Origin of the sequence: Pseudonocardia yuanmonensis (assembly GCF_039542425.1) — a bacterium.
GTDB lineage: Bacteria > Actinomycetota > Actinomycetes > Mycobacteriales > Pseudonocardiaceae > Pseudonocardia > Pseudonocardia yuanmonensis.
In genome coordinates this window covers 91,481-112,604 of record NZ_BAABIC010000004.1, presented here as the reverse complement: position 1 = coordinate 112,604, position 21,124 = coordinate 91,481, and the positions used below count along the sequence as shown (strand labels likewise).

17 protein-coding genes are annotated in these 21,124 nt (G+C 75.8%); all 17 read left to right on the top strand.

Annotated elements, in window-relative coordinates:
- Positions 1-100: 100 nt before the first annotated feature.
- Positions 101-1,078, top strand: coding sequence for a 16S rRNA (cytosine(1402)-N(4))-methyltransferase RsmH (gene rsmH, locus ABD990_RS07105; protein WP_345379201.1), 978 nt, complete (start codon positions 101-103; stop codon positions 1,076-1,078).
- A 37-nt stretch (positions 1,079-1,115) separates the two neighbouring features.
- The gene (ftsL, locus tag ABD990_RS07100; protein ID WP_345379199.1) at positions 1,116-2,060 is read left to right on the top strand and encodes a cell division protein FtsL; all 945 of its coding nucleotides are present in this window, start codon (positions 1,116-1,118) and stop codon (positions 2,058-2,060) included.
- Positions 2,060-3,910, top strand: coding sequence for a peptidoglycan D,D-transpeptidase FtsI family protein (locus tag ABD990_RS07095; protein WP_345379198.1), 1,851 nt, complete (start codon positions 2,060-2,062; stop codon positions 3,908-3,910). Before ftsL ends, ABD990_RS07095 begins: the two co-directional genes overlap by 1 nt.
- A gap of 328 nt (positions 3,911-4,238) precedes the next feature.
- A complete protein-coding gene (locus ABD990_RS07090; protein WP_425569550.1) occupies positions 4,239-5,759 on the top strand; it encodes a UDP-N-acetylmuramoyl-L-alanyl-D-glutamate--2,6-diaminopimelate ligase in 1,521 nt (506 codons plus the stop codon).
- A 22-nt stretch (positions 5,760-5,781) separates the two neighbouring features.
- On the top strand, positions 5,782-7,206 hold the full coding sequence (locus ABD990_RS07085) for a UDP-N-acetylmuramoyl-tripeptide--D-alanyl-D-alanine ligase (protein WP_345379197.1): 1,425 nt from the start codon (positions 5,782-5,784) through the stop codon (positions 7,204-7,206).
- Entirely contained in the window at positions 7,203-8,273 is a 1,071-nt protein-coding gene (gene mraY / locus ABD990_RS07080) for a phospho-N-acetylmuramoyl-pentapeptide-transferase (RefSeq protein ID WP_345379195.1), read from the top strand. Before ABD990_RS07085 ends, mraY begins: the two co-directional genes overlap by 4 nt.
- Positions 8,274-8,275: 2 nt before the next feature.
- Positions 8,276-9,709, top strand: a complete 1,434-nt coding sequence (gene murD, locus ABD990_RS07075; RefSeq protein ID WP_345379194.1) for a UDP-N-acetylmuramoyl-L-alanine--D-glutamate ligase — start codon at positions 8,276-8,278, stop codon at positions 9,707-9,709.
- Positions 9,706-11,046 carry a putative lipid II flippase FtsW gene (gene ftsW, locus ABD990_RS07070; RefSeq protein WP_345379192.1) on the top strand — a complete coding sequence of 447 codons (1,341 nt, stop codon included), beginning with the start codon at positions 9,706-9,708 and terminating at the stop codon, positions 11,044-11,046. Before murD ends, ftsW begins: the two co-directional genes overlap by 4 nt.
- A 68-nt stretch (positions 11,047-11,114) precedes the next feature.
- Complete coding sequence (gene murG / locus ABD990_RS07065; RefSeq protein WP_345379191.1) at positions 11,115-12,224, top strand: undecaprenyldiphospho-muramoylpentapeptide beta-N-acetylglucosaminyltransferase; 1,110 nt, start codon at positions 11,115-11,117, stop codon at positions 12,222-12,224.
- Positions 12,221-13,624: a UDP-N-acetylmuramate--L-alanine ligase gene (gene murC, locus ABD990_RS07060; RefSeq protein WP_345379189.1), complete on the top strand. Its 1,404-nt coding sequence runs from the start codon at positions 12,221-12,223 to the stop codon at positions 13,622-13,624. The genes murG and murC overlap by 4 nt, the downstream gene beginning before the upstream one ends.
- Positions 13,621-14,565 carry a cell division protein FtsQ/DivIB gene (locus tag ABD990_RS07055; RefSeq protein ID WP_345379187.1) on the top strand — a complete coding sequence of 315 codons (945 nt, stop codon included), beginning with the start codon at positions 13,621-13,623 and terminating at the stop codon, positions 14,563-14,565. Before murC ends, ABD990_RS07055 begins: the two co-directional genes overlap by 4 nt.
- A 245-nt stretch (positions 14,566-14,810) precedes the next feature.
- A complete protein-coding gene (ftsZ, locus tag ABD990_RS07050) occupies positions 14,811-16,229 on the top strand; it encodes a cell division protein FtsZ (RefSeq protein ID WP_345379186.1) in 1,419 nt (472 codons plus the stop codon).
- 919 nt (positions 16,230-17,148) lie between these two features.
- Entirely contained in the window at positions 17,149-17,883 is a 735-nt protein-coding gene (gene pgeF, locus ABD990_RS07045; RefSeq protein ID WP_345379185.1) for a peptidoglycan editing factor PgeF, read from the top strand.
- Positions 17,884-18,350: 467 nt separating this feature from the next.
- Positions 18,351-19,094: a YggS family pyridoxal phosphate-dependent enzyme gene (locus ABD990_RS07040; protein ID WP_345379184.1), complete on the top strand. Its 744-nt coding sequence runs from the start codon at positions 18,351-18,353 to the stop codon at positions 19,092-19,094.
- Between the two features lie 56 nt (positions 19,095-19,150).
- Positions 19,151-19,900, top strand: coding sequence for a cell division protein SepF (locus ABD990_RS07035; RefSeq protein WP_345379182.1), 750 nt, complete (start codon positions 19,151-19,153; stop codon positions 19,898-19,900).
- 3 nt (positions 19,901-19,903) lie between these two features.
- The gene (locus ABD990_RS07030; protein ID WP_345379181.1) at positions 19,904-20,197 is read left to right on the top strand and encodes a YggT family protein; all 294 of its coding nucleotides are present in this window, start codon (positions 19,904-19,906) and stop codon (positions 20,195-20,197) included.
- Positions 20,198-20,250: 53 nt separating this feature from the next.
- Complete coding sequence (gene wag31, locus ABD990_RS07025; protein ID WP_345379180.1) at positions 20,251-21,120, top strand: DivIVA-like cell division protein Wag31; 870 nt, start codon at positions 20,251-20,253, stop codon at positions 21,118-21,120.
- The last annotated feature ends 4 nt before the right edge of the window (positions 21,121-21,124 follow it).

Below are 21,124 nucleotides of genomic sequence, written 5' to 3'. Positions count from 1 at the left end.
GCGGCAGCGGCTCGGGACGCCGGCGGGTCCCGGGCCGCTGTGCATGCAGGGCGGTCACGTGTGCGGGCGCGGGGCCGGGGGCGCGGCGGGAGGTGACCAGGTGTCCACCACGGAGGACGACCGGGGCCCGCACTCCCACGTGCCGGTCATGCTGCCGCGTGTCCTCGAGTTGTTCGAGCCCGCCCTGCGGGACCGGCCGGCGGTGCTGGTCGACGCCACCCTGGGCCTCGGCGGCCATTCGGCGGCGTTGCTGGCGGCGCACCCGCGGCTGACCCTGGTCGGCCTCGACCGGGACCCGCAGGCGCTCGAGCTGGCCGGGCGGCGGCTCACCGCCCATGCCGGCCGGACGCACCTGGTGCACGCCGTGTACGACCGGATCGCCGACGTGCTCGCGGAGCTGGGGCTTCCGCGCGTCGACGGCGTCCTGTTCGACCTCGGGGTGTCCTCGCTGCAGCTCGACGCCGCCGAGCGCGGCTTCTCCTACGCCCGCGACGCCGACCTCGACATGCGGATGGACCCCACCACGGGGCCCACCGCGGCCGAGGTGCTCAACACCTATCCGGTGCCCGAACTGACCCGGATCCTGCGGGAGTACGGGGAGGAACGGTTCGCCGGGCGCATCGCCTCCGCCGTGGCGCGGCGCCGGGAGCAGGCACCGTTCACCCGCAGCGCGGAGCTGGTGGAGCTGCTCTACGCCGCGGTGCCGGCCGCGTCCCGGCGGACCGGGGGGCATCCGGCCAAGCGGACCTTCCAGGCGTTGCGGATCGAGGTCAACCGCGAGCTCGAGGCCCTGCGGACGGCGCTGCCGGCCGCGCTCGACTCGCTGGCGGTGGGCGGGCGGATCGTCGTGCTCGCCTACCACTCGCTAGAGGACCGGATGGTCAAGCGGGAGTTCACCGCCCGCGTGACCTCCCGGACCCCGGTGGACCTGCCGGTCGAGCTGCCGGGCCACGGCCCGGAGCTGCGGCTGCTGACCCGTGGGGCCGAGGTCGCACGGGACGACGAGATCGAAGAGAACCCGCGCGCCGCCTCGGTGCGGTGCCGGGCCGCCGAACGCATCCGGGAGGTCGCAGCATGATCCGCAGCAACTCGGAGGGCGTCACCGGGGGTGCGGCGTGAGCGCCCCGGTCGCCGACCGGACCCGCACCCGTCGGCCCTCGGTGTCGGTGAGCTGGCACGGGGCCGCGTCGACCACCGAGGCGCCCGCGCGCCGCATCCCCGCCCAGCGCGGGAGCGTCACCGTCCCCGCGCAGCGCCGCGGCTCCGGGGCGGCGAAGGCCGCCTACGCCCGCCGCGACCAGCGGACCCGGCGGCTGGCCGGCGCGCCCCGGCGCGCCGGGCAGAAGGGCACCACCGGCGGTCGCGCCCAGTTCGTGCTGCTGATCATGGCGCTGCTGGCGACCGGGCTGGTGCTCACCCTGTGGCTGTCGACGGCCGCCGCGGCGGACTCGTACACCCTGCAGGACGCGCGCACGGCGGCCCGGAACCTCACCGAGCGGAGCGAGCGGCTGCACCGCGAGGTGGCGGCCATGGAGTCGGCGCCCGCGCTGGCGCAGCGGGCCGCCGAGCTGGGCATGGTCCCGGTGCAGGACCCGGCCCGGCTGGTCGTCGCGCCGGACGGCGCGGTCACCGTCGTCGGCGAGCCCTCCGCGGCCACTCGGCCGGCGGCGCCCGTGCCCGCGGCCCCGGCGAACCCGGCTCCGGCGCCGGTCCAGCCGCCGGCGGAGTCGCAGCCCGGCGCGGACGCCCGTGCCCGGCAGGACGGGCAGACCGCGCCGGACGCGCAGGCGTCGGGTGACCGGGCCGACCAGGGTGCGCAGGCCGACCAGGGTGCGCAGGCCGACCAGGGTGCGCAGGCCGACCAGGGTGCGCAGGCCGACCAGGGTGCGCAGGCCGACCAGGGTGCGCAGGCCGACCAGGGTGCGCAGGCGGCCGCCGCGAACCCGAACGCCGAGGCCGCCACCCAGCAGCAGGAGCAGGCGCCCCATGACCGGGCGTCGCGGGAGCAGGACCAGCAGGCCGCGCAGTCCCCGGCCCCGTCCGGCGGCGGCGCGGGCTGATGGCGATCGCGCCCCCGCGCGCCCGCCCCGGCTCCCGCCCGCGGTCGGGTCCGCGGCGCCCGCCCGGGCCGCCGCGCCGCCCCGCCTCGCGCGTCGGACAGGCGGACCGGCGCTTCCGGATCGGCCGCCTCGTGCTCGTCGTGCTGCTGGTGGTGTCGGCGGTGCAGCTGCTGCTGATCCAGACCGTGCGCGCCGGCGACCTCACGGCGAGCGCGGAGAAGCAGCGCACCACCAAGATCACCATCGCGGCGGAGCGCGGCGCCATCCTCGACCGCAACGGCACCCGGCTGGCCTTCTCGACCGAGTCGCGCGCGCTCGTCACGAACCCGCGGCTGATCAGCTCGGTGAAGAAGGAGCAGGCCGGCGCGTACAAGACCGAGATGGCGCAGGCCGTCGCCCAGGCCACGGGCGGCGACGCCAACGCCATCCAGGAGCAGCTGAACTCCGATCGCGGCTACGTCGTGCTCACCACCAGCGCGGACCCGGACGTGGCGCGCGCCCTCGAGGAGCGCTTCCCGGAGATCGCCGAGGAGAAGCGCGAGTCGCGGCAGTACCCGTCGGGCACGCTGGCCGCCAACATCATCGGGGCCGCGACCTGGAGCGCGGACAACCAGAAGCTGGTCGGCCGGGTCGGTCTGGAGAGCTCCGACGACGACGTGCTCGCCGGTACGGACGGCTTCGAGGTCGTCGACACCGCGGAGGGCAGCGACACCGTCATCCCGGGCAGCACCCGCGCCCAGCAGCCGGCGGTCCCGGGCTCGGACGTCGAGCTGACGATCGACTCGGACCTGCAGTACGTGGTGCAGCAGAAGCTGCAGGACTACGTGGCGAGGACCGGGGCGAAGGGCGGCTCGGCCGTCGTCCTCGACTCGGCGACCGGCCAGGTGCGGGCGATGGCCAACGGCACGACGTTCGACCCGCGCCAGCTCGTCACCGCGGACCCGGCCACGCTCGGCAACGCGGCGGTCTCCAGCCCGTTCGAGCCGGGGTCGGTCAACAAGATCGTCACCATGGCCGGGGCGCTGGAGTACGGCCTGGCCAAGCCGGACGACGTGCTCGACGTGCCGGGCAGCATCAAGGTCGCGGACCGCACGGTGCACGACGCCTGGGACCACGGCCTGGACCATTACACGCTGACCGGCGTGCTGGCGAAGTCCTCCAACGTCGGCACGATCATGACGGCGGAGAAGCTCGGCCCGGACCGGTTCTCGGACATGCTGGCGCGCTTCGGGATCGGCCAGCGCACCGGCGTCGGGCTGCCCGGCGAGAGCCCGGGCTCGGTGCCGGCACGGTCGGCGTGGTCCGGCTCGACCTTCGGCAACCTGCCGATCGGCCAGGGCCTGTCGATGACCGTGCTGCAGATGGCCGGGATGTACCAGGCCGTGGCCAACGACGGGGTGCGGATCCCGCCGCGGATCGTCGGCGCCACCGTCGCGCCGGACGGCACGCGGACCGAGACCCCGCAGCCGGAGGGCGTCCGGGTGGTGTCGCCGGAGACGGCGGCGCAGCTGCGGACGATGCTCACCGCCGTCACGCAGAAGGCGCCGGGCGGCAACCAGGGCACCGGCTACGCCGCGCAGGTGCCCGGCTACCAGGTCGCGGGCAAGACGGGCACCGCGCAGCAGGTCGACCCGAACTGCGGCTGCTACGCGTCCTCGACCTACTGGATCACCTTCGCCGGCATGATGCCGGCGCAGGACCCGCGGTTCGTGGTGGCGATCATGCTCGACGCGCCGAAGGGCGGCACCTCCGCGGCTCCGCTGTTCCACGACATCGCCTCCTACCTGGGGCAGAAGGAGAACATCCCGGTCGGCGAGCCGGCCCCGGTGCAGACCCTGGTGGTGCCCTGACGCCGCCCTGATCCGCCGCCGACCGACCGGCCCCCGGACGTCCGACCGGGGGCCGCTCCGGCGTGCCCGCAGCCGGTCCGGGGACCCGTGACGGGCGGGTGGTGCGGCGGGAGCGGGCCGGGACGACCTCGGTAGCCTCCCCGACGTGTCGCCCGCCAGCTCCGCCCCCACGGACCGCCCGACGGCCGCGCGCGTGACGGCCGGGCAGCCCGCTCCGGGCCTCCCCCCGCGCCCCGTGCGGGTCGTGCCCGTCGACCTCGCCCGCCTCGCCGCACTGACCGGTGCCGAGCCGTACCCGGGCGCGGAGGCGGAGCGTGCGGAGCCGACCATGGGTGCGGAGGCGGAGCGTGCGGAGCCGACCACGGGGCCGACCACGGGTGCGGAGGGGCCCGCGGTCGCCGTGACCGGGGTGACCCACCGCAACGCCGACGTCCGCCCCGGCGACCTCTTCGCTGCGCTGCCGGGCGCCCGCGCGCACGGTGCCGACTTCGCCGGTGCGGCGCTCGCCGCCGGCGCGGCCGCCGTCCTCACCGACCCGGCCGGCCTGACCCGCCCGGAGCTGCGCGCGGCCGTCGAGCAGGGGGCCGTGCGGGCGCTGCTGCACCCGCACCCGCGCACGATCCTCGGGGCGGTGTCCGCGGCCGTCTACGGCGACCCGACCGCCGGTCTCACGGTGCTGGGCGTGACCGGGACCAGCGGCAAGACGACGGTGGCCCATCTCCTCGAGACCGGTCTGCGGGCCGGCGGCCGCGCCACCGGGCTGCTCGGCACGGTCGGGACCCGGATCGGCACGGAGTCCCTGCCGAGCGCCTTCACCACCCCCGAGGCACCGGACCTGCAGGCGCTGTTCGCGGTGATGCGCGAGCGCGGCGTGACGGACGTGGCGATGGAGGTCTCCAGCCACGCGCTCGCGCTGGGCCGCGTGGCCGGCACCCGGTTCGCCGTCGGCGCCTTCACCAACCTCTCCCAGGACCACCTGGACTTCCACCACGACATGGAGGAGTACTTCGCCGCCAAGGCGCGCCTGTTCGTCGACGACGAGCTGCGCGCGGCGAAGGGCGTCGTGTGCGTCGACGACGAGTGGGGCCGCCGGCTGGCCGGGATGGCCCCCGACGCCGTCACGGTGGCCACGGTGCCGTCTCCCGCCCACCCGACGGCCGACTGGACCGCGCGGGACGTGGTGACCGATCCGGACGGCGCCCAGCAGGCCGTCGTCGTGGCGCCGGACGGGCGGGAGATCCCGCTGCGGCTGCAGCTGCCCGGTGCCTTCAACATCGCGAACGCCGTGCTGGCCCTGGCCGTGCTCGACCTCGCCGGGGTGCCCGCCGCCGTCGCCGCGCCGCGGTTCGCCGAGCTGGCCGTGCCCGGGCGGATGCAGCGGGTCGAGGCGGGCCAGGAGTTCCTCGCGGTCGTCGACTACGCGCACAAGCCCGCCGCCGTCGCCGCGCTGCTCGACGCGCTGCGCGCCCAGCAGCCCGGCGGACGGATCGTGACGGTGCTCGGCTGCGGCGGCGACCGCGACACCGGCAAGCGCCCGCTGATGGGCGCGGCCGCGGCGGCCCGGTCGGACGTGCTGATCGTCACGGACGACAACCCCCGCACCGAGGACCCGGCGGAGATCCGGGCCGCCATGCGCGCAGGTGCCGAGGCCGAACCCGCGCGCGGCGACATCCTGGAGATCGGCGACCGGCGGGCCGCGATCGCGGCCGCCGTCGAGGTGGCGAAACCCGGCGACGTGGTGGTCGTTGCGGGTAAGGGACACGAGACCGGCCAGGAGGTCCACGGGATCAAGCACCCGTTCGACGACGTGGACGAGCTCGCCGCGGCGATCCGCGCCGCCGGGCGATGATCCGGGGATCGAGGAAGGCACGATGATCGAGATGCGGCTGGCCGAGGTCGCCGCCGTGACCGGGGGCAGGCTGCACCGGGCGACGGGCGACGAGCCCGTCACCGGGGTGGAGTTCGACTCCCGGAAGGTCGGGCCGGGCGGGCTGTTCCTCGCCCTGCCCGGGGAGCGCGCCGACGGGCACGACTTCGCGGCCGCGGCGGTGGCGGCCGGAGCGTCGGCGGTGCTCGCGGGGCGCGAGGTCGACGCCCCGGCGGTGATCGCGCCGCCGGCGGAGGACTCCTTCGCCGGCACGGACCTCGGCGACGCGGACCCGGACGGCTCCGGCGCGGCCGTGCTGACCGCGCTGGGCAAGCTGGCCCGGCACTCGGTCACGCACCTGCCGGAGCTGCAGGTCGTCGGCGTGACCGGGAGCTCGGGCAAGACCTCGACGAAGGACCTGATCGCCGCCGTGCTGCGGCCGCTGGGCGAGACCGTCGCCCCGCCGGGGTCGTTCAACAACGAGCTGGGCCACCCGTGGACCGCGCTGCGCGCCGGCGCCGGCACCCGCCACCTCGTGCTGGAGCTCTCGGCCCGCGGGCCGGGCCACATCGCGCGGCTGTGCCGGGTCGCGCCGCCGCGGATCGGCGCGGTGCTCAACGTCGGCAGCGCGCACGTCGGCGAGTTCGGCTCGCCGGAGGCGATCGCGCAGGCCAAGGGCGAGCTGGTCGAGGCCCTGCCGGCGGCGGCCGAGGGCGGGGTCGCCGTGCTGAACCTCGACGACCCGCGGGTCGCCGCGATGGCCTCCCGGACCGCCGCCCGCGTCGTCGGGTACGGCACGGGCGGGGCGGTGCACGCCGCGGACGTCCGGCTCGAGGCCGGGCGCGCCGCCTTCCGGCTGGTCACCCCGGCCGGGGAGGCGCCGGTGGCGCTGAAGCTGGTCGGCGAGCACCACGTCGGCAACGCCCTCGCCGCGGCCGCGGTCGCGCTGGAGCTCGGGGGCACGCCGGAGGGGATCGCCGAGGCGCTCTCGGGCGCCGGTGCGGCCTCCCGCTGGCGGATGGAGGTGACCGACCGGGCCGACGGGGTCACCGTCGTCAACGACGCCTACAACGCCAATCCCGAGTCGATGACCGCCGCGCTGCGGGCCCTCACCGCGATCGGCGGCGGCACGCGGCGCACCTGGGCGGTGCTGGGCCCGATGGCCGAGCTCGGCGACACCGCGCCGGCCGCGCACGCGCAGGTCGCGGACGTGGTCCGGGAGCTGGGGGTGGACCGGTTCGTGGCCGTGGGCACGGACCTCTACGGGACCGACCGGACCACCGAACGGGTCGCCGACCGGGAGGCGGCCGCCGCGCTGCTGGCCGAGGAGGTCCGCGCCGGCGACGTCGTCCTCGTCAAGGCCTCGCGCTCGGCTGGCCTGGACCGGCTCGCCGCGGCGCTGCTCGAACAGGAGCTGATCCGACAGTGAGGGGCGTCTTCGTCGCGGCCGGGGTCGCGCTGGCCCTGTCCATCCTGCTCACCCCCTACCTGATCCGGTTCTTCGCGCGGCAGGGCTTCGGCCAGGAGATCCGCGCGGACGGCCCGAAGAGCCACCAGACCAAGCGCGGCACGCCCACCATGGGCGGCGTCGCGATCCTGCTCGCCATCTGGGCGGGCTACCTGGTCGCGCACCTGCTCACCGGCGAGCCGATGACGGCCTCGGCGCTGCTGGTCCTGTTCCTCACCACGGCGCTGGGCGTGGTCGGGTTCGTCGACGACTTCCTCAAGCTGCGCCGGCGCCGGAACCTGGGCCTGAACAAGACGTCGAAGATCGTCGGCCAGGTGCTCACCGCCACGATCTTCAGCATCCTGGCGCTGCGGTTCGCCAACCCCCGGAACCTCACCCCGGCCTCGGAGTACCTGTCCTTCGTGCGGGACATCGCGGTGCTCGGGTTCGGCGTCGTCGGGTTCGTGATCCTGTGCAACCTGATCGTCGCCGCGTGGTCCAACGCCGTGAACCTCACGGACGGGCTCGACGGCCTGGCCGCCGGCACCGCTGCCATGGTGCTGGCGACCTACACGATCATCGGGTTCTGGCAGTTCCGGAACAGCTGCTCGGTGACCGCGGCCGCGGGCTGCTACGAGGTGCGGGACCCGCTCGACGTCGCGATCGTGGCCGCGGCCGCGATGGGCGGCTGCATCGGCTTCCTGTGGTGGAACGCCGCCCCGGCCCGCATCTTCATGGGCGACACGGGGTCGCTGGCCCTCGGCGGCCTGCTCGCCGGGCTGTCCATGGTCACCAAGACCGAGCTGCTGCTCGTGGTCATGGGCGGGGTGTTCGTGGTCGAGGCGCTGTCGGTCTCGCTGCAGATCATCGTCTTCCGCACGACCCGGCGGCGGCTGTTCCGGATGGCGCCCTTCCACCACCACTTCGAGCTGGCCGGGTGGGCGGAGACCACGGTGATCATCCGGTTCTGGCTGCTCGCGGCGATCTGCGCGGCACTGGGGCTGGGGATCTTCTACTCCGAGTGGCTCTCCGCCTCGTCGGGGCTGTAGCGATGTCGAGCCTGTTCGTCGGTCGCACGGTGCTCGTCGCGGGCGCCGGGATCTCCGGGCTCGCGGCGGCCGAGGCGCTCGTCGCGGCCGGCGCCCGGACGCTGGTGTCCGACGACCGGGCCGCCGCGCTGGAGGACCTGCCGGCCGGCGCCGAGGCCGTCACCGGGCTCCCGGACGGGGTCGAGCTGGTCGTCACCGGGCCCGGCCGGCGGCCCGACCATCCGCTCGTCGCCGAGGCGGCGGCGCGCGGCGTCGAGGTCGTCGGAGAGCCGGAGCTGGCCTGGCGCCTCGGGCAGGAGCGCGCGGTCCCGCCGGTGTGGCTGGTGGTCACGGGCACCAACGGCAAGACCACCTGCACCGGCATGCTCGCCGCGATCCTGCGCGCGGCCGGGCTCGACGCCGTGGCCTGCGGCAACATCGGCTACCCGGTGGTCAGCGCGGTCGCGGCCGGGCACGAGGTGCTGGCCGTCGAGCTGTCCAGCTTCCAGCTGCACTGGTCGCCCTCGGTCGTCGCGGCGGCCGGGGTGGTGCTCAACGTCGCCGAGGACCACCTGGACTGGCACGGCGGCCTCGACGCGTACGCCGCCGCCAAGGCCCGCGCGCTCACCGGGCCCGTCGCCGTCGCCGGGCTCGACGACGCGATCGCCGCCCGCCTGCTCCGCGAGTCCCCGGCCCCGACGAAGGTCGGCGTGACCCTCGCCGAACCCGGACCGGGCGAGCTCGGGATCGTGGGGGAGCAGCTCGTCGACCGCGCCTTCGGCGACGGGGTCGTCCTCGCCGGCGTCGCGGACGTCACCCCCGGCGGGCCGCCCGGCCTCACGGACGCCCTTGCCGCCGCCGCGCTGGCCCGCGCCCACGGCGTGGGGCCGGAGGCCGTGCGGGAGGGGCTGGCGGGGTTCCGGCCGGGCCCGCACCGCTCCGCGCACGTCGGGACCGTGGCCGGCGTCCGGTACGTCGACGACTCCAAGGCCACCAACCCGCACGCCGCCGACGCCGCCCTCGCCGCCCAGCCGTCGGGGAGGATCGTCTGGGTCCTGGGTGGGCTGCTCAAGGGCGCCCACGTCGACGAGCTGGTGGCGCGGCACGCCGGCCGGCTGGCCGGGGCCGTGGTGATCGGCACCGACCGGGCGGAGATCGCCGACGCACTCGCGCGACACGCGCCCGAGGTCCCCGCCGTCGAGGTGACGGAGGGCGACGATGAGGTCATGTCCTCCGCCGTCCGCCGTGCCGCCACCCTCGCGCGACCCGGGGACGTCGTCCTCCTCGCACCCGCGGGGGCCTCGATGGACCAGTTCCGGGACTACGCCGAGCGCGGCGAGGCGTTCGCCGCCGCCGTGGCGGCCCTGCAGGAGGCCGGGTCACGGGACGCCGGATCAGCGGTCGGCGGGCCGGGAGGGCCGGGAGGGCCGGGAGGGCCGGGAGGGCCGGGGGCATGAGCGCGCCGACCCGGAGCCCGCGCGGGTCGCGCGGGTCGAAGGGCCCGAACCGCACGGACTCCCTCGCCCCGGCCCGCGCCGCCGTCGGCCGCGGCGCCAAGGCCCTGCAGACCTGGCTGCGCCGCCCGCTCACCTCGCTGCACCTGATCCTCGGGGTCTTCGGACTCCTGACGATCTTCGGCCTGGTGATGGTGCTGTCCGCGTCGTCGGTCGAGTCGTACTCCGCGGACGGCTCCTCGTACTCGGTGTTCGTGCGGCAGCTCGCGTTCTGCGCGGCCGGCCTGGTGCTGTTCTACGTGGGGCTGCGGATCCCGCCGAAGCGGATGCGCGCGCTCGCGCCCTGGATGCTGATCCTCGGCGTGGTGCTGCTGGTCGCCGTGCTGATCCCGGGCGTCGGCGTGGTGCGCAACGGCTCCCGCGCCTGGTTCGCGATCGGGTCCTTCTCCCTGCAGCCGTCCGAGGGCGTCAAGGTCGCGCTCACGCTGTGGGGCGCGCACGTGCTCGTCGCCCGGCGCAACGTGATGCACCGGTGGAAGCACGCGCTCAACCCGCTGGTCCCGGTCACGCTGCTGCTGCTCACCCTGCTCGTCCTCGAGCCGGACCTGGGCATGACGATCTCGCTCGGCATCGTGATGGTCGCGCTGCTCTGGTTCGGCGGGGCGCCGATGAAGCTGATCGCCGCGATCACCGCGGGCGGGCTCGCGGGCGCGATCATCCTCGGCCTCACCGCGGGCTACCGGGTCAGCCGGATCACCGCCTTCCTCTCGTCGGACACGACGGACCCGCTCGGCCCCGCCTACCAGGCCACGCAGGCCCTGTACTCGCTGGCCGACGGCGGGCTGTTCGGCGTGGGGCTCGGCCAGGGCCGCGCGAAGTGGGACTACCTGCCCAACGCGCACAACGACTTCATCTTCGCGATCATCGGCGAGGAGCTGGGCCTGGTCGGGGCGTTCGCCGTCCTCGCACTGTTCGCCACGCTCGCCTACACCGGCCTGCGCATCGCGAAGCGCAGCACCGACCCGTGGCTGCGGCTGGTGACGGCCGCGTCGACGAGCTGGCTCGTGGTGCAGGCCGCGATCAACATCGGCTACGTCGTCGGCCTGCTGCCGGTCACCGGGCTCCAGCTGCCGCTCATCTCCTCCGGCGGCACCTCCCTCGTCGTGACCATGTTCGTGTTCGGCATGCTGACGAACGCGGCCCGGCACGAGCCCGAGGCCGTGGCGGCGCTGCGGTCGGACGGCCAGGGCCGGATCGCCTCGTTCCTGCGGCTCCCGCTGCCGGAGCCCTACCGGGCCCCCGCCCCGCGCCCGCCGGCCCAGCGGTCGGTGCGCCGTTGAGCGGGGCGTGCGGTGCGACCGTCGACCCCGACCACCCCTGACGACAGCTGATCCCACGAGCGGAGACGATGAGCGAGTACGGCACCCAGTTCCTGCCGCGGACGGGCCCGGGCCCGTCGGTGGTGGTCGCCGGCGGCGGCACCGCCGGCCACATCGAGCCGGCGCTCGCCCTCGCCGACGCGGTCAAGCGGCTGCGGCCCGACGCGACGGTCACGGCCCTGGGCACGGAGAAGGGCCTCGACACCCGGCTGATCCCGGCCCGCGGCTACCCCCTCGAGCTGATCCCGCCGGTGCCGTTGCCGCGCAGGCCGACCACGGACCTGCTCCGGCTGCCGGGCAAGGTGCGGGGCGCCGTGGCCCGGGTGCGGGAGGTGCTGACCAAGGTCGAGGCGGACGTCGTCGTGGGCTTCGGCGGGTTCGTCGCCCTGCCCGCCTACCTCGGGGCCCGCGGCCGGGTGCCGATCGTGGTGCACGAGGCCAACGCCCGGGCCGGCCTGGCCAACAAGGTGGGCGCACGGTTCGCCGCGGCCGTCGTCGCCGCGGTGCCCGGCAGCGGGCTGCCGGACGCGCAGGTGCTGGGCATCCCGCTGCGGCACGCCGTCACCACGCTGGACCGGGCGGGGCTGCGCCCCGAGGCCCGCCGCCGGTTCGGGCTGCCCCCGACGGGCCCCGTGCTGCTGGTCTTCGGCGGCTCCCAGGGCGCGCGGACGCTGAACAGCGCGGTGGCGCAGGCCCTGCCGGGGCTGCTGCACGAGGGCATCGGCGTGCTGCACGCCCACGGCCCGACCGGGCAGGCCGCCCCGCCGCAGCCCGGGTACGTCCCGCTGCCCTACATCGACGACATGCACCTCGCCTACGCCGCCGCGGACGCGGTGCTCTGCCGGGCCGGCGCGATGACGGTCGCCGAGGTCTCCGCCGTCGGGCTGCCCGCGGTGTACGTGCCGCTGCCGCACGGCAACGGCGAGCAGGCGCTCAACGCCGAGCCGGTGGTGAGGGCCGGGGGCGGGGTGCTCGTCCCCGATGCCGAGCTGACCGGCGACCGCGTGCTCGCGGAGCTGGTCCCGTGGTTCCGCGAGCGGAACCGGCTCGCCGTGATGGGCGCCGCGGCCCGCGCTTCGGGCCACGCCGACGCCGACGAGCGGCTGGCCCAGGTCGTGTTCGGGGTGCTGGGCCGGTGAGCGTCCCGATTCTCGGTCCCCACGTGCACCTGATCGGCATCGGCGGGGCGGGCATGAGCGGGATCGCCCGGATCCTGCTGGCCCGCGGCGTCGCCGTCTCGGGGTCCGACGCCAAGGACTCGCGCACCGTCCTCGCCCTGCGGGCGCTGGGGGCGAAGATCGCCGTGGGGCACGCGGCGGCGAACCTGGACCAGCTCGACGCGCCGCCCACGGTCGTCGTCTCGACCGCGATCCGCGAGTCGAACCCGGAGCTGGCGGCGGCCCGCGAGCGCGGCCTCACCGTGGTGCACCGGGCGCAGGCGCTCGCCGCGCTGACCCAGGGCTACCGGGTCGCCGCCGTCGCGGGCACGCACGGCAAGACGTCCACGTCGTCGATGCTCACCGTGGCGCTCCAGCACTGCGGGGCGGACCCGTCGTTCGCCATCGGCGGGGACCTCACCGTCACCGGCGCCGGGGCGCACCACGGCGGCGGCGACGTCTTCGTGGTCGAGGCGGACGAGTCCGACGGGTCGTTCACCGCGTACGCGCCGCACGTCGCCGTCGTCACCAACGTCGAGCCGGACCACCTGGACCACCACGGCGACGAGGCCGCCTACCGGGCCGTCTTCGAGGAGTTCCTCGGCCGGCTCGCGCCCGGCGGCACGCTCGTGACCTGCGCCGACGACGAGGGCGCCGAGCGGCTGGCGGCCCGTGCGGAGTCCCGCGGGGTGCCGGTCCTCCGTTACGGGCGCACCGCCGCGGGCCCGGAGGACGCGCTCCTGCTCGACTTCCGGCCCGAGGGCGCCGGCTCCCGCGTGCGGGTTCGGCACCGCGGTGTCGAGCGGGAGCTGCGGCTGGCCGTCCCCGGCGAGCACATGGCCCTCAACGCGCTCGGCGCGCTGCTGGCCGGGGTCGCGCTGGGCGCGCCGGTGGAGGGGCTGGTCGAGGGGCTCGCGGTGTTCGACGGCGTGCGGCGCCGGTTCGAGTACAAGGGCCGGGCGGCCGGGGTCGCCGTCTACGACGACTACGCCCACCACCCCACCGAGGTCGCCGCCACGCTGCGCGCGGCCCGCGAGGTGCAGCAGGGCCGGGTGATCGTGGCGTTCCAGCCGCATCTCTACTCCCGCACGCGGACCTTCGCCGAGGACTTCGGACGCGCCCTCGCGCTGGCGGACGAGGTCGTCGTGCTGGACGTCTACGGTGCCCGCGAGGACCCGGAGCCCGGCGTGAGCGGTGCGCTGGTCGCCGACGCCGTGCCGCTGCCGGCCGGGCACGTGCACTTCGTCCCGGCCTGGGGGGACGTGCCGGGTGTGCTCGCCGGGCTGGCCCGCCCCGGCGACCTGGTCCTCACGATGGGGGCCGGGGACGTCACCGTCCTGGGCCCGGAGATCCTCCTCGAGCTGGACCGGGCCGCGCCGTGACCCGGCCCTCCACCCGGCGCGGGCGCCGGTCGCAGACGGCCTCGACGAGGCGGTCCGGCGACGGCGCCCCCGAGCGGCTGCCGGCCCGTCCGGCCGCCGCCGAGCGAGCCCGCCGCATCCGCGAGGAGCGGGCGGCGCAGCGCGGGCGGCTGCTGCCGCAGCAGCGCCGGGTGGAGGAGAAGCGGGCCCGGAAGGCGGCGCGCAAGGCCGACCGGAAGGCCGGTCGCGCGGCGAAGCAGCCGGTCGCGCGGCGGTTCAAGGTCCGCCGGCGCGTGGCGCTGACCGTGCTCGTGCTGGTCCTGCTCGGTGCGCTGGGCGCGGGCTCCTGGCTGCTGCTCGCCCGCTCCGGCCTCGCCGAGGTGGAGACCGTCGAGGTGACGGGCACGCTGACCGTCTCCCGGGACGCGGTGCTCGGTGCCGCGGCGGTCGATCCCGGCGTCCCGCTCCTCGAGGTCGACACGAAGGCCGTCGCCCGCCGCGTCGCCGAGCTGCCCGGGGTGGGGTCGGTGCAGGTGAGCCGGGGCTGGCCGCACACGGTGGAGATCGCCGTCGTCGAGCGGACGGCGGTGGCGCTGGCGCGGACCCCGCAGGGCGTCACGCTCGTCGACGCCACCGGCGTCGCCTACCAGAAGGCGCCGGAGGTGCCCCCGGCCCTGCCGATGCTCGGCTTCGGCGCCGTGGGCCCGGACGACCCGTCGACGAGGGCGGCACTCGCCGTCCTCGAGGCCCTGCCGCCGGACCTTCGCGGGCAGGTCACCACGATCGACGTCGACAACGCCGCCACCGAGCCCACCGTGCGGCTCGGGCTGGGGGAGCGGCAGGTGCTGTTCGGCTCCACCGAGCGCGCGGACCGCAAGATCGCCGTGCTGGTCCCGCTGCTGACCCAGGAGGGCTCGGTCTACGACGTCTCGAGCCCGGAGCTCCCGACCGTCACCCGCTGACCCGCTCTTCCCTGAGACGTGCACTGCTCCGTCCGGAGCAGCGCGTCGCTGTCCGTCAGGCCGGGTGGACCGTGGGTCACGAGGAGGTCGCTGCTGCGCGGCTCCACACCATCGAGGTGTTGCCGACGCGCGGCGCGCCTGCTGGACCGTGCCCCCTCCTCGGACCTAGCGTTCGACGGCGAACGGCCCGGACAGACCTGCTGGACGGAGCTGACCCGGACCCGAGCGACCGAGAGGTGCCGCGCATGACGCCCCCGCACAACTACCTGGCCGTGATCAAGGTGGTCGGTATCGGTGGCGGCGGCGTGAACGCCGTCAACCGCATGATCGAGGTCGGCCTGAAGGGCGTCGAGTTCATCGCGGTGAACACCGACGCGCAGGCCCTGCTCATGTCCGACGCGGACGTGAAGCTCGACATCGGGCGCGAGCTGACCCGCGGCCTCGGCGCGGGCGCCAACCCCGAGGTGGGCCGCAAGGCCGCCGAGGACCACCGCGAGGAGATCGAGGAGGTCCTCAAGGGGGCCGACATGGTCTTCGTGACCGCCGGCGAGGGCGGCGGGACGGGCACCGGCGGCGCGCCGGTCGTCGCGTCGATCGCCCGCAAGCTCGGCGCGCTCACGATCGGCGTGGTCACCCGCCCCTTCACCTTCGAGGGCCGCCGTCGGGCGGGCCAGGCGGAGGACGGCATCACGCAGCTGCGCAACGAGTGCGACACCCTGATCGTGATCCCGAACGACCGGCTGCTGCAGCTCGGCGACGTCGGCGTCTCCCTGATGGACGCCTTCCGCTCCGCCGACGAGGTGCTGCTCTCCGGTGTCCAGGGCATCACCAACCTGATCACCACCCCCGGCCTGATCAACCTGGACTTCGCCGACGTCAAGTCGGTCATGTCCGGCGCCGGGTCCGCCCTGATGGGGATAGGGTCCGCGCGCGGCGAGGGGAGGGCGGTGCAGGCCGCCGGCAAGGCCATCAACTCGCCACTGCTCGAGGCCTCGATGGACGGCGCGCAGGGCGTGCTGCTGTCCATCGCCGGTGGCTCGGACCTCGGGCTGTTCGAGATCAACGAGGCCGCGTCCCTGGTGCAGGAGGCCGCGCACCCCGAGGCCAACATCATCTTCGGCACGGTGATCGACGACTCGCTCGGCGACGAGGTCCGCATCACCGTGATAGCGGCCGGGTTCGAGGGCGGCACGCCCACGCACAAGAAGCTGGAGCCCTCGGCCTTCCGCTCCGCCGACCCCACCCCCGCACCGGCGGCCGCCCCGCCCGCGCCGCCGGCCCCGCCGGTGCCGCCGGCGCCGGGCCCGGGCGCCGGGCACGCGGGACACGGCGGGCACACGGGGCACACAGGGCACACGGGGCACACGGGGCACTCCGCGACGGCCTTCGGCGCGGGGGCGAACCAGAACGGCACGCTGCCGCCCGTGGCGCCGTACTCGCCGCCGGCGCCCCGCCAGCCCGAGACCCGACAGAACCCGGCCATGACCGAGCTGGGCGGGCCGGTGGGGGAGCCGGGTGGCGCGCCCACCGCGTCGTCGCACGGGGAGCAGCCGGCGTCCGCGCCGAGCGCCCCCTCCCCGACGCCGACCTCCTCCTCGGCGGGCGAGCCCCGGGCGCGGGAGATCGACGACGACGTCGACGTCCCGCCCTTCATGCGCCGCTGACCCTCACGCTCGTCGCCGGTCTCGCGGCCGGGAGCCGGTCGCGGGACGGGCCGCGAGTCGGTCGGGGGACCTGTGCAGGGCGATCATGCTCACGGCGTGCCCTCCTCTGCCTCGTCCTCGGGCGTGGGCTGGCGTCGGGTCCCGGTCCCGGCGCGGTGGCGCTCCGACCTGCGCCGCCACACCCGCTCGCGCCCCCGCACATCCGCCGTGGCGCGGCCGCACATCCGGGAGGTCGCCGACACACCTGGTCGACGAGGTGTGCGGTGCCTCGCCGGGTGTGCGGCCGGCGTGGGCAAGCGTCACCGCGGGCGAGACGCCCGGAGCAGCGGCCAGCACACCCCCTCGTGCCCGGGCACATCAGCCGTGGCGCGGCCGCACACCCGGGAGGTCGCCGGCACACCCGGTCGACGAGGTGTGCAGTGCCTCGCCGGGTGTGCGGCCGCAGTGGGGGAGCGTGACCGCGGCAGGCGCCGCGCGGACGCGGCGGCTATCGACATCGCGGCGGCTATCGGCATCGCGGCACACCCGTCCGGGTCGCTCACACCCTGTCGACGGGGTCTGCCGCGCGCCTGGCGGGTGTGGGAGGCAGTCCGGGCGGTTGTGCGGCGCCCCTCCGGATGTGTTGCCACTCGACAGCGCACCTCTGCCGGTCCGGTCGGTTCCGCTCGCCAACGCACCTCCGCCGCTCCAGCAGCCCCGCCAGCGCTGCTCCGCCAGCGCGGCCTCGTCAGCGCGGCCTCGTCAGCGCGGCCCCGCCAGCGCAGCTCCGCCTACGACCCTGACCGCGGTGCCCTAGTGCGGGCGGCTCCGCCCAGCCCCCGACAGACGACGTCGTACTGCGGCACAACAGCCCATGTGCGTGTGCGGCCGCGGGACGCGGTGTGCGAGGGCCGGCGGCGGCCGTGGATAGGGTCGGGGCGTGAGTGAGACGGCGCAGCGCGCGCGGGTCCGCAGGGTCGTGACCACGAGGGCCGGGGGACGGTCCGCGGCTCCCTTCGACAGCTTCAACCTGTCCCGCTCGGTGGGCGACGACCCCGGCGCCGTCGACGCCAACCGCTACCGCCTCACCCGCGAGCTCGGCCTGCGCGGCACCGTGTTCCTGAACCAGGTGCACGGCACCCGGGTCGTGACGATCACCGAGCCGCCGCGGCGCAGCGCTCCGGACGTGCCGGAGACCGACGCCGCAGTCACCGCCGTCCCCGGGATCGGGCTCGCGGTGCTGGCGGCCGACTGCACGCCCGTGCTGCTGTCGGACCCGAAGGCCGGCGTCGTCGGCGCCGCCCACGCCGGACGGGTGGGCGCGGCCGCGGGCGTGGTGCCGGCGACCGTGGCGGCCATGCAGGAGCTGGGCGCGGCGGTCGAGGACATCGAGGTGCTGCTCGGCCCCGCGGTCTGCGGGCTCTGCTACGAGGTGCCCGCCGAGATGCGCGCGGAGGTCGAGGCCGCCCTGCCCGGCAGCGCCGCGACGACCCGCCGTGGATCGCCGTCCGTGGACGTCCGGGCCGGGCTCTACCGCCAGCTCACGGACCTCGGCGTGACCAAGATCGGGGTGGACCCGCGCTGCACCCTCGAGGACCCGGCCCTGTTCAGCCACCGTCGCGACCAGCGCACCGGGCGGCTCGCCGGGGTGATCTGGCTCGACGACCGCGCCTGACCCGGCGCACCGCGGCCCGACCCCGCCGCCCTGCGCCACCGACCGACCCGCCGTCCTGGGCCATCGCCCGATCCCGCGGCCTTGCGCCCTCGCCGCTCCCGCGGCCCTGCGAGACCCGCCGATCCCGCGCCCTGCACGACCGCCCGATGCGACCGCCCGCCCCGCGGTCCTGCGTCACTGCCCGATCCGGCGGCGCTGCGCCACTGCCCGATCCGGCGGCGCTGCGCCACTGCCCGATCCGGCGGCGCTGCGCCACTGCCCGATCCGGCGGCGCTGCGTCACTGCCTGATCCGGCGGCGCTGCGCCACCGTCCGACCCCGCGTCCCACCTCCCACCCGACCCGCCTCGCCGACCGGCGCCTCCGACCCGCCCGAGGACGTCCGGGGGACATCACGGTTCCGTGACGTCCGCGACACCACCCCTTCGGCTCGCGGGCGGGGGCTGTGACGTTCCGTAGGGTTCGCCGGGTGACCCAGGAGGCCTCCCCGGACCGGCGCGCCGAGCTCGAGCGCCGCCTCGCCGAGGTGCGGGCACGGATCGCCAAGGCCTGTGCGGCGGCCGGACGCGACCCGGACGAGGTGGAGCTGCTCGCCGTCACCAAGACCATCCCGGCGGCGGACGTCGCGGCCCTGGTCGACCTCGGCCTCGTCGCGTTCGGCGAGAACCGGGCGCAGGAGGCGGCGGCGAAGGTCGGGGAGCTGCGGGCACTGCGGCCCGACGCGCCGGTGCGGTGGCACTTCGTCGGCGGGCTGCAGCGGAACAAGGCCAGGCTGGTGGTCCCGTGGGTGACACGGGTGGAGAGCGTCGACTCGCCCCGGCTGGCCGCCGCACTGGACAGGGCGGTGCTCCGCGCGCTCGACGAGGGGACGCGGACGGAGCCGCTGCCCGTGCTCGTTCAGTACAGTGTGGACGGTGACCCGGACCGCGGCGGGGTGCCGGACGAGGGTCTGCTCGCCCTCGCCGACCAGGTCGCAGGAGCTCCCGGGCTCGTCCTCGAAGGACTGATGAGCGTCGCCCCGCTGGGTGCGGACGTCGAGGAGTCGTTTGCCGCGATCGAGGCGGCGGGTAGGCGGGTGCGGTCCTCGCACCCCGGGGCGACCGTGCTGTCGGCCGGGATGAGCGGGGACCTTGAGGTGGCGATCCGTCACGGATCGACGGTCGCGCGTGTCGGAACGGCCCTTGTGGGGGACCGGACGTTAACCTCCCCGTGACTGCCCGGTCCGCGGGGGCGGACCGGCATCGGGGGCGTCGAGGATTGGGAGCACTGATGAGTGCGATGTACCGGCTCAAGGCCTACTTCGGCATGGTGCCCGCCGAGGAGATGGACTACGCCGACGAACCCGACGCCTTCGCCGATCCCCGCCGCGCGTCCCGCGCCGCCCGGGCCGACCGCTGGTCGGATCCGGACGACCGCTTCGACGACGCGCCGGGCGCCCGCGACGACTACCCCGAGTACGAGTCGGCCCGCGACGAGCGCCCCCTGGACGACTGGAACCGCCGGTCGGCGCGCGAGGGCGTCCGCCCGGCGCGTGTGACCCGCGAGCCCGTGCGCACCACTGCTGGTCTGGGTGGGGGAACGGGGGGCGGCCTGACGGCGGCGTCGCCCGCGACCCGCGGCGCCCTCGCCGTGGACCGCGAGGAGCCGGCCCTGCGCTCCGCCCCCGAGCCGCCCGCGCCGGTCACGACGCCCGCCGCGCCCTCGTCGGTGCCCGAGCAGCGGGACCGCGGCGCGGCCGCCCTGGCGCGCATCACGACCCTGCAGCCCAGCAGCTTCACCGAGGCCCGCACGATCGGCGAGCGGTACCGCGACGGCGTCCCGGTGATCATCAACCTGACCGACCTCGACGAGGCCGCCGCGCGCCGCCTGGTGGACTTCGCCGCAGGTCTGGCGTTCGCGCTGCGCGGCTCGATCGACAAGGTGACCAGCCGCGTGTTCCTCCTGACGCCGGCCGACGTCGAGGTCTCGGCCGACGACGCGCGCAGGCTCGCAGAGCGGGGCCTCTTCCGACAGGATTAGGGCGTGCCGATCGCCGTCCAGTTCGTGATCTACTACATCCTGTTCTTCTTCTGGCTCCTGCTCGTCGCGCGGATCGTGGTCGAGCTCGTGCACTCGTTCGCGCGCGAGTGGGTGCCGGCCGGGCGCCCGGCCGCGGCCCTGGAGATGGTGTTCAGCGTCACCGACCCGCCCGTGAAGTTGTTGCGGAGAGTGATCCCCGTCGTCCGGATCGGGGGCGTCGGACTGGACCTCTCGATTATGGTTCTGCTGCTGGTGGTGTTCATACTGATGAGCATTGCCAGACCGGCGGTGGCGTGAGCCCCAGTCACCCGCCAGCCGGTTTGCCGCCGAGGACTGCATGAGGTGATCCGATGCCGCTGACGCCCGCCGACGTTCACAACGTCGCGTTCAGCAAGCCCCCGATCGGTAAGCGGGGGTACAACGAGGACGAGGTCGACGCGTTCCTCGATCTGGTCGAGGCCGAGTTGGCCCGGCTGATCGAGGAGAACGAGGACCTGCGCGAGCAGGTCTCCCAGCTCGAGCAGCGGCTCGGCAACGCCGAGGCCGACCTGGAGGAGGCGCGGTCGCGCCCGCAGGGTGTGATGGGCGCCCAGGCCGGGCCGCCGCCCACCCAGCAGATCCGGCCCGTCGAGCCCCCGCAGCCGCCGCGCCCGGTCGAGCCGCAGCGCGGCATGGGCCCGATGGGCGACGGCGACGGTGCCGGCGGGGACCACCACGTCCAGGCCGCCAAGGTCCTGGGCCTGGCCCAGGAGATGGCCGACCGGCTGACCGCCGAGGCCAAGAACGAGGCCGACGCGATGCTGTCGGACGCCCGCGCCAAGTCGGAGCAGCTGCTCAGCGAGGCCCGGACCAAGTCCGACGGCCTGGTGAACGACGCGCGCGCCCGCGCCGAGACGATGCTCAACGACGCGCGGACCCGCGCCGAGACCCTCGAGCGGCAGTCGCGCGACAAGGCGTCGTCGCTGGTGAGCGAGGCCGAGCGCAAGCAGACCGAGATCATCGGCACCATCACGCGGGACAAGAGCGTGCTGGAGAAGAAGATCGACGAGCTGCGCACCTTCGAACGCGAGTACCGCACCCGGCTCAAGACCTACCTGGAGTCGCAGCTGCGCGACCTGGAGGGCCGGGGCTCGGCCGCGCCGTCGGACGCCGCCCGGTCGAACGCCAACGGCGGGTACGCCGCCACCGGCTACGGCCAGCGCGCGGACGCCGGAAGCTGACGGC